This window comes from Natronococcus sp. JC468 (genome assembly GCF_012163165.1).
Classification (GTDB): Archaea; Halobacteriota; Halobacteria; order Halobacteriales; family Natrialbaceae; genus Natronococcus; species Natronococcus jeotgali.
Genome location: NZ_JAAVUO010000007.1, coordinates 41,868 through 56,909, shown reverse-complemented (window position 1 = coordinate 56,909; position 15,042 = coordinate 41,868). Strand labels below are relative to the sequence as shown.

General features: G+C 67.7%; 17 protein-coding genes and 1 tRNA gene. 6 read left to right on the top strand and 12 right to left on the bottom strand.

The annotated features are described in order from the left end of the window. The first annotated feature begins 51 nt into the window (after positions 1 to 51). Complete coding sequence (locus GWG54_RS06280; RefSeq protein WP_167936967.1) at positions 52 to 1,689, top strand: iron ABC transporter permease; 1,638 nt, start codon at positions 52 to 54, stop codon at positions 1,687 to 1,689. A gap of 58 nt (positions 1,690 to 1,747) precedes the next feature. Here the strand turns inward: GWG54_RS06280 and GWG54_RS06275 are convergent, their stop codons facing one another. Continuing rightward, positions 1,748 to 2,455, bottom strand: a complete 708-nt coding sequence (locus tag GWG54_RS06275) for an SOS response-associated peptidase (RefSeq protein WP_167936966.1) — start codon at positions 2,453 to 2,455, stop codon at positions 1,748 to 1,750. A gap of 155 nt (positions 2,456 to 2,610) precedes the next feature. Here GWG54_RS06275 and GWG54_RS21155 point away from each other — a divergent pair, with 155 nt between their 5' ends. Beyond that, positions 2,611 to 2,736: a hypothetical protein gene (locus tag GWG54_RS21155; RefSeq protein ID WP_275040317.1), complete on the top strand. Its 126-nt coding sequence runs from the start codon at positions 2,611 to 2,613 to the stop codon at positions 2,734 to 2,736. A 169-nt stretch (positions 2,737 to 2,905) separates the two neighbouring features. On the opposite strand, the gene GWG54_RS06270 is transcribed toward GWG54_RS21155, so the two are convergent. From GWG54_RS06270 to sepF, 6 genes are all read right to left on the bottom strand, one after another. Beyond that, a tRNA-Ser gene (locus GWG54_RS06270) sits at positions 2,906 to 2,986 on the bottom strand. 47 nt (positions 2,987 to 3,033) lie between these two features. Beyond that, complete coding sequence (locus tag GWG54_RS06265; protein ID WP_167936965.1) at positions 3,034 to 3,273, bottom strand: hypothetical protein; 240 nt, start codon at positions 3,271 to 3,273, stop codon at positions 3,034 to 3,036. 46 nt (positions 3,274 to 3,319) lie between these two features. Further along, positions 3,320 to 4,531, bottom strand: coding sequence for a threonine ammonia-lyase (gene ilvA / locus GWG54_RS06260; RefSeq protein WP_167936964.1), 1,212 nt, complete (start codon positions 4,529 to 4,531; stop codon positions 3,320 to 3,322). A gap of 247 nt (positions 4,532 to 4,778) precedes the next feature. Continuing rightward, positions 4,779 to 5,213: a gamma-glutamylcyclotransferase gene (locus GWG54_RS06255; RefSeq protein ID WP_167936963.1), complete on the bottom strand. Its 435-nt coding sequence runs from the start codon at positions 5,211 to 5,213 to the stop codon at positions 4,779 to 4,781. A 60-nt stretch (positions 5,214 to 5,273) separates the two neighbouring features. Next, entirely contained in the window at positions 5,274 to 6,422 is a 1,149-nt protein-coding gene (gene citZ, locus GWG54_RS06250) for a citrate synthase (protein WP_167936962.1), read from the bottom strand. 170 nt (positions 6,423 to 6,592) lie between these two features. Continuing rightward, positions 6,593 to 6,964, bottom strand: a complete 372-nt coding sequence (gene sepF, locus GWG54_RS06245) for a cell division protein SepF (RefSeq protein ID WP_167936961.1) — start codon at positions 6,962 to 6,964, stop codon at positions 6,593 to 6,595. A gap of 175 nt (positions 6,965 to 7,139) precedes the next feature. On the opposite strand from sepF, the gene GWG54_RS06240 reads away from it, so the two are divergent. Further along, entirely contained in the window at positions 7,140 to 7,889 is a 750-nt protein-coding gene (locus tag GWG54_RS06240) for a DUF1028 domain-containing protein (protein ID WP_167936960.1), read from the top strand. Positions 7,890 to 7,891: 2 nt separating this feature from the next. After that, on the top strand, positions 7,892 to 8,356 hold the full coding sequence (locus GWG54_RS06235; protein WP_167936959.1) for a pyridoxamine 5'-phosphate oxidase family protein: 465 nt from the start codon (positions 7,892 to 7,894) through the stop codon (positions 8,354 to 8,356). Here GWG54_RS06235 and GWG54_RS06230 read toward each other — a convergent pair. Beyond that, the gene (locus tag GWG54_RS06230; protein WP_167936958.1) at positions 8,353 to 8,832 is read right to left on the bottom strand and encodes an RNA-binding protein; all 480 of its coding nucleotides are present in this window, start codon (positions 8,830 to 8,832) and stop codon (positions 8,353 to 8,355) included. The two genes, GWG54_RS06235 and GWG54_RS06230, sit on opposite strands and share 4 nt — an antisense overlap. A gap of 119 nt (positions 8,833 to 8,951) precedes the next feature. On the opposite strand from GWG54_RS06230, the gene GWG54_RS06225 reads away from it, so the two are divergent. Together GWG54_RS06225 and GWG54_RS06220 are read left to right on the top strand one after the other, a co-directional pair. Further along, a complete protein-coding gene (locus GWG54_RS06225) occupies positions 8,952 to 9,242 on the top strand; it encodes a hypothetical protein (RefSeq protein ID WP_167936957.1) in 291 nt (96 codons plus the stop codon). Between the two features lie 48 nt (positions 9,243 to 9,290). After that, positions 9,291 to 10,571 (top strand): ribonuclease R family protein, encoded by a 1,281-nt coding sequence (locus GWG54_RS06220; protein ID WP_167936956.1) that lies wholly within the window; start codon positions 9,291 to 9,293, stop codon positions 10,569 to 10,571. Between the two features lie 253 nt (positions 10,572 to 10,824). Here GWG54_RS06220 and GWG54_RS06215 read toward each other — a convergent pair whose 3' ends face one another. From GWG54_RS06215 to rtcA, 4 genes are all read right to left on the bottom strand, one after another. Then, on the bottom strand, positions 10,825 to 11,274 hold the full coding sequence (locus tag GWG54_RS06215; protein ID WP_245242759.1) for an Hsp20/alpha crystallin family protein: 450 nt from the start codon (positions 11,272 to 11,274) through the stop codon (positions 10,825 to 10,827). 82 nt (positions 11,275 to 11,356) lie between these two features. Then, a complete protein-coding gene (locus GWG54_RS06210; protein WP_167936954.1) occupies positions 11,357 to 12,814 on the bottom strand; it encodes an NAD(P)/FAD-dependent oxidoreductase in 1,458 nt (485 codons plus the stop codon). 46 nt (positions 12,815 to 12,860) lie between these two features. Beyond that, positions 12,861 to 13,817, bottom strand: a complete 957-nt coding sequence (kdgK1, locus tag GWG54_RS06205) for a bifunctional 2-dehydro-3-deoxygluconokinase/2-dehydro-3-deoxygalactonokinase (protein ID WP_167936953.1) — start codon at positions 13,815 to 13,817, stop codon at positions 12,861 to 12,863. Between the two features lie 91 nt (positions 13,818 to 13,908). Further along, positions 13,909 to 14,988 carry an RNA 3'-terminal phosphate cyclase gene (gene rtcA, locus GWG54_RS06200; protein WP_167936952.1) on the bottom strand — a complete coding sequence of 360 codons (1,080 nt, stop codon included), beginning with the start codon at positions 14,986 to 14,988 and terminating at the stop codon, positions 13,909 to 13,911. Between the last annotated feature and the right edge of the window lie 54 nt (positions 14,989 to 15,042).

Sequence of the window (15,042 nt, the reverse complement as noted above, 5' to 3'; positions counted from 1 at the left end):
GGCGCCGCTGCCGAAGCGGCGGACGCCCGGCGGAAGTTCGTCCACGAACCTATGAGATCTCTCTTACCGCGACGACTGCTCGAACGGACCGACGGCGTCCCGCTGGGGCTGGCGCTGCTGTCAGGCGCTATCGCCGCCGCCATGCTGTTTCCCCTCACCTGGATCGTCGTCGAGGCGACGACCGTCGATCCGACTCGGATCCGCGAACTGGCGCTCCGGCCGGACACGCTCGAGGTGATCGCCAACAGCCTCCTGCTGATGGTCGGGGTGACGGTGCTTTGCGTGTTGCTCGGCGTCCCCCTCGCGTGGCTGACGGTCCAGACGAACCTCCCGTTCAGGCGGTTCTGGGCCGTCGTCGCCGCCCTGCCGCTGGTGATCCCGAGCTACATCGGCGCCTTCTCGTTCGTCTCCGCGTTCGGCCCACAGGGCGAGTTCCAGTCGATTCTCGAACCCCTCGGCATCGAACAGCTACCGGAGATCTACGGCCTTCCCGGCACCACGATCGTGATCACGCTCTACACGTACCCCTACGTCTACCTGACGACGCGGGCCGCCCTGCTGTCGTTCGACACCACGCTGCTGGACGCGGCGCGGACGCTCAACCACGACACCTGGACGGCGTTTCGTCGAGTGACCTTCCCGCAGGTTCGCCCGGCGATCGTCGCCGGCGCCCTGCTCGCGGCGCTGTACGCCGTCTCCGACTTCGGCACGCCCGCAATCATGCAACTGCCCGTGTTCACCAGGCAGATCTTCCTCGAGTACAACGTCTTCAATCGGGGGTACGCCGCCTTTCTCTCCCTGCAGCTACTGGCGATCGTGCTCGTCGTGCTCGCCCTCGAGTGGTGGGTTCGCCGCGGCGAGACGTCCTCGGGCGACGGCGACGGCTCGGCTGGCAGCGATCCCGTCGTCGACCTCGGCGCGTGGCGCTGGCCCGCGACGCTGTTTCCCGCGGCGGTGACCGGCGTGGCGCTGCTGGTGCCGCTGTGGATCCTCGGCCTCTGGCTCGTGACCGCGGATCCGGACGCCCGCCCGTCGCTGGCCTTCGAGTTCGAGTACGCGTTCAACTCCGTGCTGATCGCTGGCGCGGCCGCGCTGGTCGCCGTCCTCCTGGCTCTTCCCGTCGCGTACTTCGCGGCAAGGAGCGACTCGCCGCTTGCGTCCCTGCTCGAGCGGGCGACCTACGTCGGCTTCGCGGTTCCGGGGGTCGTCCTGGGGCTGGCGCTGGTCGCGTTCGCGACCGACTACGAGACCTTCCGAACCGCCCGCGACCTGGCCACGCCGGCGATCTATCAGACGCTTCCGTTGCTGATCTTCGCGTACGTCGTTCGGTTCGTCCCCCAGGCGGTCGGCTCGATCCGTTCGACGACGCTGCAGGTGGACCCGGCGCTGATCGAAGCCGCGCGTACGCTCGGCGAGTCGCCGACGGGTTCCTTCCGGAAGATCACGCTGCCGCTGATCGCACCCGGCGTAACCGCCGGCGCCGCGCTCGTCTTTCTGACCACGATGAAGGAACTCCCCGCGACGCTGATGCTGCGCCCGACCGGGTTCGACACGCTCGTCACCATCATCTGGCGCGCACAGGAGGCCGCCTACTACCAGTACGCCGTGATTCCCGCGTTGCTGTTGCTCGCCGTCTCCGGGCTCTCCCTGGTCGTTCTCCTCTCGCAGGGCGGCCGCGAGGGGCTGTAGCCGCCCGCGACACCTGACGAGCGGGCTCGACTCGGCGTCTCGGCGCGCCGATCGTCCGCTATACGGACTCGAGCGGTTCGACCAGCGACGGCTCGTCGGTCCCGGGGTCGTTGACGGCCGTCGAGACCGGATACGCCCGCAACTCGTCGGCGGGATACGGCTCGAGACACGCCCGCGGATCGTCGGCCGTCAGCCACTCCCGTTCCCGGCCGGGCTCGAGAATGACCGCCATCCGGTGGTGGAGCTCCGCGACCAGGTCGTTTGGCTCGGTCGTGACGATCGTAAACGTCTCGAGCGGGCCGTCGTCGGAGTCGTCCTCGAGGCCACCGCCGAACGCGTCCAGCCCCGTCTGGGTCGTCTCGGGTTCCCAGCGCTCCCACAGTCCCGCCATCGCGAACGGGCGGTCGTCCTCGAGAGCGACCCGGTAGGGCTGCTTTCGATCGTCGGTCTCGACCCACTCGTAGAAGCCGTCGGCCGGGACGAGACACCGCCGGGACTCGTAGGCTCCCCGGAAGCTCGGCTTCTCGGCGACCGTCTCGGCGCGCGCGTTGATGAACCCGCCGCTGTCGTCGTCGGCCCACGAGGGGACCAGCCCCCACTCGAGGTGCCGAATCTCGTCGGCGTCCTCGTTCGTGATCACCGGGAGCTTCTGGCCCGGCGCCGCGTTGTACCGCGGCTCGAGCGGGGCCGCCGAGTCGGCGACGCGGGCGTCGAACCGGTCCTCGAGGTCGTCCTGATCGACGAACAGCGTGTAGCGACCGCACATGCGACCGAGTAGGCGCCCCGTGAGCAAATACCCTCCACCCGCGGCTCCGTCGCCGACCGTTTCGTCGGCGAAACGGTCGCCCAAGGGCCGATTTCTTCCCGTCGGTTCTCGGTACGCCACACGTACTCATAGTGGGTCCCGTGATCGGACCGGGCATGCAATCGAACGAGAGTTCGGAGTACGAGGCGCGGTTCAGCGAGGACGGGTTCTTCGAGGTCCGCGAGCGTTCGGATCCAGACCGCTGGATCGCCTGCGACACGCCTGTCGAGATCGAACAGTAGGGTGGCGTCGGCCCCCGCTCGAGTAACGCACAGTGCTCGTTAGTATCGAACTCCGAAAACGCCAGGACTGGGATTTGAACCACGCGAACGGCTCGCTTCGCTCGCCGTTCTCTCATTCAAATCCAGTCGTCGGGTATCTGCCGCTCGCGAGTTTGCTCGCGGCAGAATACGCCAGGACTGGGATTTGAACCCAGAATCCCAAAGGGAACACGCTTTCCAGGCGTGCGCCTTACCGTTCGGCCATCCTGGCTCGAGTTATCCTAGCCGCGTCCGTCGTTTAACTGTTACGAGATAGGGTCACTCCGGGGGGCGCCGGCTCGCCCAGGCAGCGATCCGGCGCTCGAGCAGGAAACTCCCGAGTCCCGCGCCCAGCCCGACGAGAACGGCGACGAGCGCACCCTGAGTGATCGTCACCGGAGGCTCGGCCAGCAGGGCGTACCCCTGGAGGAGCACCAGGAAGGCGAGGGCGCCGACGACCCCCCACAGCAACGCGGATTTGGCCCGCCGCGAGGGCCCCAGCGAGTTCGAGGCTTCCATCGCTTTTCACTCGAGGATCCGTCCCCTCACCCTTAACGGCACCGTCCTACGCGAGGACGTCGACCTCGTACCCCTCCTCGCGCAGCGCGGCGAGAAAACGCTTGACGTGGTCGGTGCCCCGCATCTCGAGCTCGAGTTCGACCTCGGTATCGCTCATCTCGACGTCCCGGGAGGTGCGGTCGTGGTGGATCGCGTAGATGTTCGCCTGGTGGGCGGTGAGGATCGCCAGCAGCTCCTCGAGCGAGCCCGGACGATCCTTCAGCACCGTCCGAATCTTCAGGTACCGGCCCGTCTCGACCAGCCCGCGGACGATGACGTTGCTGAGCGTGTTGAGGTCGATGTTGCCACCGCTGAGCACCGGAACGATCGTCTCGTCGGGCTCGTAGTCGAACCGGTCGAACAGCAACGCCGCAAGCGGCACCGCGCCGGCGCCCTCGACCACGGTCTTCGAGCGCTCGAGCAGGTAGATCGTCGCGACGGCGATCTCGGGGTCGGAGACGGTGACCACCTCGTCGACGTACTCCCGGACGATCGGAAAGGTGTGCTCGCCGAGGCTGCGGGTCGCGATCCCGTCGGCGATCGTCTCGACCCCCTCGATGGTGACCCGCTCGCCCTTCTCGAGGGAGGGTGCGGCGCTCGAGGCGCCCTCGGCCTGGACGCCGATCACGCGCGCGTCGGGGTTGCGCTCCTTGACCGCCGTCGCGATCCCGCTAACGAGCCCGCCCCCGCCGATGGGGACGACGACGGTGTCGAGGTCGGGGCAGTCCTCGAGGATCTCGAGGCCGATCGTCCCCTGGCCCGCCATCACGTCCTCGTCGTCGAAGGCGTGGAGGTAGGTCCGATCCTCCTCGCGTTCGAGTTCGTGGGCCCGCTCGGCGGCCTCGCTGTAGTCGACGCCCTCGAGGACGACCTCGGCGCCGTAGTTACGCGTCGCCTTCACCTTCGAGATCGGGGCGTGCTCGGGCATGACGATCTTCGCGTCGACGCCCGCCCGCGTCGCCGCGAGGGCGACCCCCTGGGCGTGGTTGCCCGCGCTGGCGGTGACGACGCCCGCCTCCTGTTCCGCGGGCGACAGCGTCGCGATTCGGTTGGTCGCCCCGCGGATCTTGAACGCACCCGTCCGCTGGCTGTTCTCGAGTTTCAGGTGGACGTCGGCGCCGGTGATCGACGAGTAGGTGTGAGAGTACTGCAGCGGCGTCCACCTGGAGGTGTCGCGGACCCGCTCTTTCGCCTCGAGAATGTCCGATAACTGAAGCATACGGTCGACTATTCGGCGCGTACTGTAAGGATTTACTATCGGGAATCGGTGTGTCGGTTACCCCCTCAACCCGATAGACAGTGTTGCCGACGACGGCAACACGACAGGGAATACAGGATCGCACGGCGCGTGACCTGCGACTGTAGTCGCGGGTGGAACGACCATAAAACCCATGCACCCGCAGCGGAAGTGAAACCGCAAGACGGCGTCGGCGTGATCGGGTCGTCAGACGCGGGACGGACGCCCGTCATTCGGGTGTCGTTACCGCGACATCTCGAGCCGAAACGTAGGTCCGAACCCGCTCTTCGAACGAGGGTCCGTCGGGCCAGTCGACTCGGCCGTCGGCTCCGAGCCGATCGGGGTCGCCGACGTAGATCCAGCAGTCGGCGTCGGCGTCCTCGTGGGGGACCGCGATCCGCTCGTACAGCCCCCGATCGACGCCCTCGTACCGGTCGAGCGCCTCGAGCCCGCTCTCGTCGACCGAGAGGAGCCGTCCCTCGGTTCGGCCGCCGGGCGCCAGCGTCGGGTACTCGCCCTCGACGCGGCACAGCCCCTCGAGGACGGCCGTCGCGCCGAGCTCGTAGCTCGCGTTCGGAACGCTTCGGAGGACCGCCTCGACCCGGTCGGGATCGGTCAGGGTACCGTAGACGAACACCGTCTCGGTCGGACGCGTCGTCGCCATGGAACCGTCTCGGTCCCGGATCGCAAAAGGAGCGCCGATCGCCTCGGAATCGGGTGTCTCCTACCGCTCCTCGAGGGGGACGAACGCCTGGTCTTCGGGACCCGTGTACCGGGCCCGCGGGCGGATGAGGCGGTTGTCCTGCTGGTACTCGAGGACGTGGGCGATCCAGCCGCCGACGCGGCTCATCGCGAAGATCGGGGTGTACATGTCGATCGGGATGCCCAGCTGGTAGTAGACCGAACCGGAGTAGAAGTCGACGTTCGGGGCGATCCCCTTCTCGGCGAGCCCCTGCTCTTCCGAGAGGTACTGCTCGATCGTCGTCGTGTAGTTGTACCACTTGTCCTCGCCCTCCTCGGCGAGTTCCTTGCTGCGCTCCTCGAGGATCTTCGCGCGGGGGTCCTTGACGTTGTAAACGCGGTGGCCGAACCCGGGGATGCGCCGGCCCTCCTCGTTGGCCTGCTCGACCCACTCGCGGTGGTCGAGGTCGCTCTCGTCGATCTCCATCAGTACCTCCATGACGTCCTGGTTCGCGCCGCCGTGGAGCGGGCCGGAGAGGGCGCTGATGCCGCCGGTGACGGCGCTGTAGATGTCGGCCATCGTCGAGCCGATTACCATCGCGGTGAACGTCGAGGCGTTGAGCCCGTGGTCGGCGTGGAGGGTGAGCGCCTGATCGAACGTCTCGGCGGCGAGCTCGTCGGGTTCCTCGCCGGTGAGCATATACAGGAAGTTCGCCGCGAGTCCCAGATCGGGGTCCGGATCGACGGGCTCCTCGCCGAGCCGGTAGCGTTCGAACGCCGCGAGGACCGTCGGCAGCTTGGCGGCGATCCGCCGTCCCTGCCGGAGCGTCGCCTCGAGGTCCTCGGGTTCGGCGTCGTCCTCGGGCTCGTACGCCGAGAGCATCGAGACCGCCGTTCGGAGCGCGGCCATCGGCCGTTCGCCGGCGTCGGCGAGGCGTTCGACCGTCTCGAGGACGCCGTCGTCGACGGTCCGCTCCTCGTTGAGCGAGGCGGTGAACTCGGCGAGTTCGTCCGCCGTCGGCAACTCGCCGTGCCAGAGGAGATAGACGACCTCCTCGTAGCTCGCGCCGCGAGCGAGGTCCTCGATCGGATAGCCCCGGTAGATCAACCGCCCGGCGTCACCGTCGATCGAGCTGAGTTCCGACTCTGCGACCAGAACTCCCTCCAGCCCTTTCTCGAGATCGTCAACCATACTCGGGCTTTCGTATAGTAATGGAAAAGTATTATCGTTTGCAGGCCGCGGGAACGGGATTCTCGGCCGCGTGGGAGATTACACTCGTCGAACGGGTAGCTCGACGGCTGTCGATAGCGGGCGAATCGGCAAGGCGGCGGAGCCGGGCGATCGGGTCGAAATCCCGCCCGTCAGGAGTCCTGTCCCAGCTTCGTTCGATTGATTCGCACGCCCGCGGGGGTGACGATGATCTGGTCGTCGCCCTTGCGGACGATGTCGCCGTCGACCTCCTGGGCGACCTGGCGCAGCTCGTCGACGATGTGTTCGACCGTGCTGTCGTTGGTCCGTAGCCGGGTGATGTCCGCGAACACGATGTCGCCGTCGTAGACGGCGTCCTTGATCGCGACCGCGTCGGCCTGTCCGCCGATCTCGGCGATCCGGACCTGTGTTCTGGCCTCGGCCGACTCGGTCGAGACGTCGTCGAGGTTCAGTTCGACGTAGTCGCCGGTGGTGGTCGAGACCTGTCCGCCGCCACCGCCGACGATCTTATCCATAAATCCCATTGACGGTATCCTGCGCAGCCGCGAGTATAGTTCTTACGTCAGACGAGTTGGCGGGAGCCGCCGCGTCCGCGGCGGGCCGACGACGGCGAGCTGTTCGGGTCCGGCCTGTCCGTTTCCCGACGAGGACCCTGCCGGAAACCGCCGTTTTTTGCCGGATCGGTCCGTGCGATCGACCATGACGTTTAGCGTCTGCGTTCGCGAAGCCTACGAGACGCCCGACGGGGAGCGCCACGACCGCTTCGGCGTCGCGGTCACGACGCGTCTTCCGGGGGTGGGCACGCTCTGTCCGTTCGTCAGCGAGAACGGCGCCGTCGCGACCCAGAGCCTGGTCAACGTCTCACTCGGGCGGGACGGGATCCGCTACGTCGACGATGGACTGGCCGTCGACGACGCCCTCGAGGCGCTGCTCAACGCCGACGACGGCGCGACCCAACGCCAGCTCCACGGCGTCGACGCCGACGCCACGTTCGCCTTTTCGGGCGAGGACTGCGAGGGCTGGTTCGGCCACCGCGAGGGCGACCACTACACCGTCGCCGGCAACATGCTCACCGGCGAGTCGGTACTGGAGGCGGCCGCCGACGCCTACGCCGAGAGCGCGGTCCACGAGACGACCGACGAGACCGCGGGCGCGGGAATCGGCGCCGACCCGCTCGCGAAGCGGCTGCTCGACGCCCTCGAGGCGGGCCACCGCGAGGGCGGGGACAAACGCGAGGAGCTGTCGGTCCAGAGCGCAGCCGTCCTCGTCGAGACGACCGAGGACTACGAGTTTACCCCGCCGTACAACGACCTGCGGGTCGACGCCTCCGAGTCGCCGATCGACGACCTGCGGGACACGTACGAGCTGGCGCTGGCGGGCTACGAGGACACCCTGCAGCGGTACGCCGACGCCTTCGAGGCGGACTCGCTCGAGGAGACCGCCGAGTAGCCGTGCGGATCGTCGAGAACACCCTCGAGTGCGATCTCGCGGCGTTCCTCGAGCGGCCGCTGTTCTGTTTTCTGGCCCAGCGGTCGGACGATGGGCCGCGGATCTCGCCGTTGTGGTTCCTGTGGGAGGACGACCGGGTGTGGATCGTCGCTCGACTCGAGGAGCGGTCGTACCCCGAGCGCGTTCGACGCGACCCGGCGACCGCGCTCGCGATCGTCGACTTCGACCCCGCGACGGGACGGGTCGAACACGTCGGTATGCGGGGCGCGGCCTCGCTCGAGCCCTACGACGAGGACCGTGCCGAACGGCTCTTCGCGAAGTACCTGGGACCCCGCCGCGGGGAGTGGCCCGAGGGGTTCGTCGATCTCGATCCCGATCGGTACCGACTCCTCGAGTTCACACCCGAGACGGTCGTCGCGCGGGATCAGTCCTACCCCGCCCCGGAACGGGAGGTGCGTCGTCGTTAGCCGGCGAACTCGTAGAGGTCGTCGCCGACGTGGTGCAGCGAGTCGACGACCTTCCCCTCGTCGCCGGACATCTCCGACCCCTCGACGCGGGCCCGGCCGACCGCGAGCACCTTCCCGTGGGACTCCTCGGCGATCAACACGAGGTCGTCGGGGGAGATGTCGTCGGTGGCTTCGGTGATGCCGGGTCGCATCACGTCGGCGCCGTCGCTGACGAACGAGATCGCGCCGCTGTCGACGGTGACGATCCGCCTGTCGGGATCGTACGCGTTCGCACCCCGAACCGTCAGGAACGGCTCCTCGTCGAAGAAGGCGACCTGGGGCTCGCCGTCGATCAGGACGACCTCCCAGTCGGTCTCTTCGAACTCGACGCGCTCGTAGGTGTCGCCCGTCGGCGAGACGCCCAGCTGCTCGGACAGCATCTCCTCGATCTCGGAGATGGCGTCGCTGCGGAGGTGGTGTCGAGACTTGACCTGCATACCCCCAGAGTGGGTCGGTCGGCGTATAAAACGACCGTTCCCGCGGCCGATCGATCGCGGGATCCCGTCAGTGACGAGCCGTAGCAATCGCTAAGTGGATACGCGCGCTCGTCGGACGTATGTGGTTCTCTCGGAACCGCGACCCGTCGGTCGTCTGTCCCGCCTGCGGCTCCGAGATCCCCCGGTCGCGGGCCCGCGAGTACGACAAGTACGGCGACCGCTGGGATCGCGAGGACAAGCGCTTCGAGTACCTCTGTAAACCCTGTTACGGCGAGCTCTGTCACTACCCGCGGGACGGCCTCGAGGACGCCCTCGTCGAACTCGAGGCCGACTGCCACCCCTGGGAGACGGTCGTCGACCGGTACCTGCAGGCCCTCGAGGAGCGGGACGAACCTCTCGAGGAATCCTAGCGTTTCCGTCCCGACACGACTTTCACCCCGACGTTCGTAGGCCAGCCTATGAGCGACGACGCACAGGCCCAGGCCGGCACGGCCGAGGGCCAGGGTCCGGTCGAGATCTCCGAGGAGGTCGCGCGCCACCTCGAGAACAAACGCGAGGAGCTGTTCGAGAAGTTCGAGATCCGCGACGAGTTCCCCGAGGCAGTGCTCGAGGAGGCCCGCGAGCGCACGGAGGGCGTCCAGGCCGAGATCGAGGACGAAGTCGACGAGCGAGAGGACCTCCGGGAGCTGACGACCTGGACGACCGACCCGATCGACGCCCAGGACTTCGACGACGCCCTCTCGATCGAGGAGCGAGACGACGAGTACGTCCTCTGGGTCCACATCGCCGACGTCACCCACTACGTCCACCCCGACTCCGCGATGTGGGACGAGGCCGTCGAGCGCGCCAACACCGTCTACCTGCCCGGGTACACGATCCACATGCTCCCGCCCGTCCTCGCGGAGACGGTCTGCTCGCTGGTCCCCGACGAGGATCGCCTCGCCCACACCGTCGAGATGCACCTCGACAAGGAGAACCTCTCGTACGAGACCATCGAGATCTACAAGTCCGTCATCCGCTCGGACGAGCGGCTCACCTATACCCAGGCCGAGAACCGCCTGGAGGATCCCGACGCGCCGTTACACGAGGAGAACGTCCTCGTCCACGAGGTCGCCGATCGGATGCACGAACAGCGCAAGGAAGACGGCTCGCTCGTCCTGAACCCCGCCCGTGACCGCGCCCACACGATCATCGAGGAGTGCATGCTGAAGGCCAACAAGGCCGTCACGCACACGCTGATGTGGGACCGCGGCGTCGAGGCGATGTACCGCGTCCACCCCCAGCCCAGTCCCGACGAGTGGTCCGAGGCGCTGCGGGAGATCCAGGACCTCGAAGGCGTCTCGATCCCCGGCGACAAGTGGGACGACCCCCGAAAGGCGGTCAACGCTACTCTCGAGGAGGCGCCCGGCCGCCAGCTCGACAAGATCCAGTGGGCGGTCATGAAGGTGATGCCCCGCGCGAAGTACATGAACGACCCCTTCGGCGGCCACCACGCGCTGAACTTCGAGATCTACGGCCACTTCACCAGTCCGATCCGACGCCTGTCGGACCTGATCAACCACTGGATCGTCTACAAGAACGACGTCCCGGAGAACCTCGTCGAGCTCTGTGATCGCGCCAGCGACAAGCAAAAGGACGCCGAGCAGTGCGAACGCGAGTACAAACAGTTCCTCCAGGAGGTCGGCCTCGACCCCGCGGCCGTCAACAACCGCGGCATCGAAGTGGTCGAGGAGGCGTAGCTACACCCCCGCTCCGTCTCGAGGTCGACCGACGCGTCCTGAACGGGTGGCGACTGGCGGTTCGATGTGGTGCTAGCCCGATACTCACGAACTGAGAACCTGACAAGATATTTTATTGAATAATATATAAGTACGACTGGAGTCTGGACCCCTGTCACACGCTCCAGGACTCCCTTTTCCCCGGTGGGCGTTCGGAGAGCGGTGTGTCCCGCGTCGGGCGGAACTCGCGAACGGCCGATGCGTCCGGCGGCGACTACTCGATGTCGATTCGGTGGTCGTCCTCGCCGTCGTCGGCGACCGGCAGTCGGACCTCGAGGACGCCGTTGTGGTATGTCGCCGAGATTTCGGCCTCGTCGACGGCCGCCGCGATCGGGACCTGTCTGGCGACCCGTCGGGAGCGACGCGCCCGGTAGCTATCCGACCCCTCTTCGGCGTCGGCGTGAGCGCGGACCGACAGCACGCCGTCGCGGAAGGAGAGGTCGATGTCGGCCTTCTCGAAGCCGGGCAGGTCCATCACGAAGACGTACTCGTCGTCCATCTCTTCCAGGTTCGCTACTCCGTGGTCCATCGCGGTCGAGTCGGCGGCGTCGCTCCCCTCGAGCGCCGGCCGAGCGAACTCGCGGTCGTCGACCGGGAACTCCGCATCCCAGCTCGAGCGGAACTGGTCGAACATGCGGTCCATCTCGCGGAACATGCGGTTCATTTCGTCGAAGGATCTCATAACTGATCGAGATATACAGGACTCAGTTAATAATAAAGATTGCGAGAACAGCGGTAGCACGCCGCTACAGTGCCAGATCGCGGGCGTCGATGTCGTCGACGCAGTCCTGCTCGTCGCCGAGTTCCTCGCAGGCCTCCCGGAGCAGTCCGTCCAGAATTTCGGGCGTCGTCGGGTGGTAGGCTCGCTTGGGCACCTCGCGGACGTCGACTTTCATCTCGACGAGCACCTGCATCGTCTTGGCCATCACGTCGGCGTGGAGGTGCAGTCCCTGGAACCCCAGCACCGTTCCGCCGTCGGCGTCGACGACGAGCGTCGCCCGCCCCTCGGGGTGGCCCTTCGTCTTAAAGACGCCGTCGTCGCTCGCCTCGCGGGTGACGACGATCGTCTCCATCTCCGTGTCGGCCGCGGTCTCGGGCGTGTGGCCGATGCGGGCGAACGGGTACGTCCCCAGCCCGGAGAAGATCACGTGGTGGGGAACGTTCGCGTACGGCTCGCACTCCTCCCCGCGGGCGTGGCTGACGACGTTCTGGGCGGCCGCAAAGCCCTGTTCCTTGGCGACGTGGAGGATCGGCTCGCGACCGTTCGCGTCGCCGACGACGAAGACGCGGTCGTCGTCGTCCGCCTGCATCGTCGACCCCACCCACCCTTCGTCGGGCTCGAGCCGGGTCTCCTCGAGTCCCAGCCCGTCGAGGTTCGGCCGTCGACCGGTAAAGCAGTAGAGGTGGTCGGCCTCGAGCACGCGCTGTTCGCCGTCCTGCTCGGCGTACAGCCGGACCCCGCCGTCGTCGGTCCGCTCGAGCCGTCGTTCGTCGGTATTGGTCAGCACTTCGATACCGAACTCCTCGCGGTAGAGCTCGAGGATCGTCTCGCCGTACGCGGGCTCGAACTCGTCGAGGGGGTGGTCGTCGTGTTCGATGACGGTGAGATCGACGTCGCCGACCTCGCTGAGGTAGGGCGCTAGCTCGAGGCCGACGTAGCCAAAGCCCATAACGATCCCCGAGTCGGGAAACGCGGTCGCGTCGAGGACGTCGGCGCTGCCCGAAAAGTCGACCTCGTCGATCCCCGGCAGGTCCGGAACGTCGAGCGTCGACCCCGTCGCGACGACGACGTAGTCGGGGTCGATCCGCCGACCGTCGACCTCGAGGACGCGGTCGTCGACGAACCGCGCGGGCTCGCGGAGGAACTCGACGTTCTCGCGCTCGGCGAGGTCGTGAACGTGCTCGCGGCGGTGCTCGGCGAACCCCGAGATGTGCTCGTCCTTGCGGGCGACGACGGCCTCGGGATCGACCTCGGGGACGCCCTCGAGGCGGTCGTCGTGGCGCGCCTGGAACCGGTGGTCGGCCGCCGACAGAACCTCCTTCGAGGGCATACAGCCCCGCAGAATACAGAGCCCGCCGCCGGGGTCGCCGTCGTCGATCAGCGTCAGTTCGAGCTCCGATAACTCCTCGGCCCGCTCGAGCAACCCGTCGGCGACGGCGACGCCCGCGCTCCCGTACGCTCCGACGATCGCGACGTGAACCATACTCGAGGTACGGACGACGGGCAAAAAGAGATTCTGCAGGCCGACCTTACCGTGAGATTCCGCCTTCGTCCTCGGCGACGACCGCCTCGACCTCCTCGCGGGTGACCAGGGCGACGTCGCCGGGGATCGTCCGCTTCAGTGCGGCCGTCGCCGCGGCGTACTCGAGGGCGGTCGCCACGTCCTCGCCCTCGAGTCGGCGAGCGAGGAAAGCCCCCGAGAAGGCGTCGCCGGTGCCGATCGGGTCGAGCGTCTCGGTCTCGTAACTGGGCTGTTCGACGACCGTGCCGTCGTTCCAGGCGAGGGCACCCTCTGCGCCGCGGGTGACGATGACGGTCTCGAACCCGAACGTATCGGCCAGCTCCTCAGCCAGCTCGTCGGCCTCGCCCTCGAGATCGAGCACGTTCCGTGCGTCCCGGGCCGCGACGACGAGCACGTCGATCGACGGGAACAGCTCCCGCAGACACTCTTTGGCTTCCTCGGGCGACCAGAGTTTCGCCCGGTAGTTGAGGTCGAAGGCGGTCTTCGTCCCGCTCTCGGCAGCCGTCTCGAGCAACTCGGCGGTCGTCTCCTGCAGCGTTCCCGACAGCGCGGGCGTGATCCCGGTCGTGAAGAAGAGTTCGGCGTCCTCGATCAGCGCCGTGTCGATCTCGGCGGTTTCGGCGGTCGTGACCGCGGCGTCGCTCCGGTCGTAGACGACGTTCGTCCCGCGGGGTTTGCCGCCGTGTTCGAGATAGTACGTTCCCTGTCGGCCCTCGTCACTCCAGACGATCTCGGTGTCGATGCCGTAGCGCTCGAGTTCGCCGACGACGCGCCGACCCAGCGGCGAGTCCGGCAGCTTCGAGGCCCAGGTCGCCGACGCCGACCCGAGCCGCTGGGCCGCGATGGCGACGTTGCTCTCGGCGCCCGCGGCGCGGACCTCGAACTCGGTCGCCTCCTCGAGCCGTCGCTGATCGGGCGGCGAGAGCCGTAGCATCGTCTCGCCGAAGGTGACGATCTCGCTCACTCTACCGCCCTCCGATCGCTCCCGTCGGTACTCGCTGATGTGCTCATGTGCGGGTGATCGATCGGCTGCGGTTAAGGTGTGTCGTTCGACGCTACGGCAGGTCGGGCGACCGCGAGACGACGGCACCCTCCTCGCGGCGCTCGAGATCGACCTCCCGACCGAACGCCTCGAGCAGCGCCCGGCTGGTTTCGACGTGGTCGGTCACCCGGGGGACCCGAACCCGTCCCCCCGCGAGCGCGAGAAAGAGCAGAAGCTGGTCGCCCATGTGGCGGTCGACGGCCGCGTCCCCCTCGAGGAACCGGTTTGCCGCGTCGGCCGCGTCCTCGCCGACTCGCTCCGCGGGTTTGCCCCGCTCGCCCAGCGTGCCGAACCCGGCGATCCCCGTTCCGTGGTCGACCCTGATCACCAGCGCGGAGCCCGGCGACGGGCTCTCGGCGGTTCGCTCCTGGCGCTCGAGCACCGCGAGCTGATCGTCCTCGTCGCTCCCGTCGTCGGCGTTTCGACCAGCACCCGCGAGATCGAGTCGCTCGAGGGCGCCCTCGAGCTGACGGTGAGCGACGTCCCGATCCGCGAGCGACGCGGATTCGGTCGAGTACAGCCGCACTCCCTCGAGGTCGCCCCGCCGTTCGAGCGCCAGGGGCTCGAGACTCGAGGGGGCGATCCGCAGCGTCGCGCGACCCCCGCCGTCGGGGTAGAACCCGCGACGATCGACCTCGCAGGACGCCACGAGCCCGTGCACTCCGAGCAGGGGGAGCTTGACCTGCCGGAAGTACTCGAGGGGCGGCGACCACTCGACGTCGGTTCCGCCCGTCGCGGTGACCGACAGCGGCGCCTCGAGGACCGTCGCCAGCGGCAGCAGGGCGTCGAACAGCAGCGTCACGCTCCCGGCCGTACCGATATCGACGGCGTAGGACCCGCCCTCGAGTCCGCCCGCGCCCACCCCTTCGGGGTCGAATTCGACTGTCTCGGCGCCGAGTTCGGCGCTCGACACCTCGGCGTCGCAGACCTCGGCCATCGTCTCGAGGACGGCCAGATGCTGGTTCGCCAGTCCCGGATTCGGTCGGTCGCCGCGGACGTTCTCCAGCCGAACGGGCTCGTCCTCGAGGACGGACAGGGTGAGGGCGCTCCGGAGGAACTGTCCGCCCGCGCTCGAGCCGTCGAGTTCGCGCATGGGTCGGGGTACGGGCTCGAGTCACCTACCGTTGCCGAACGAAAGGAGCGTCCT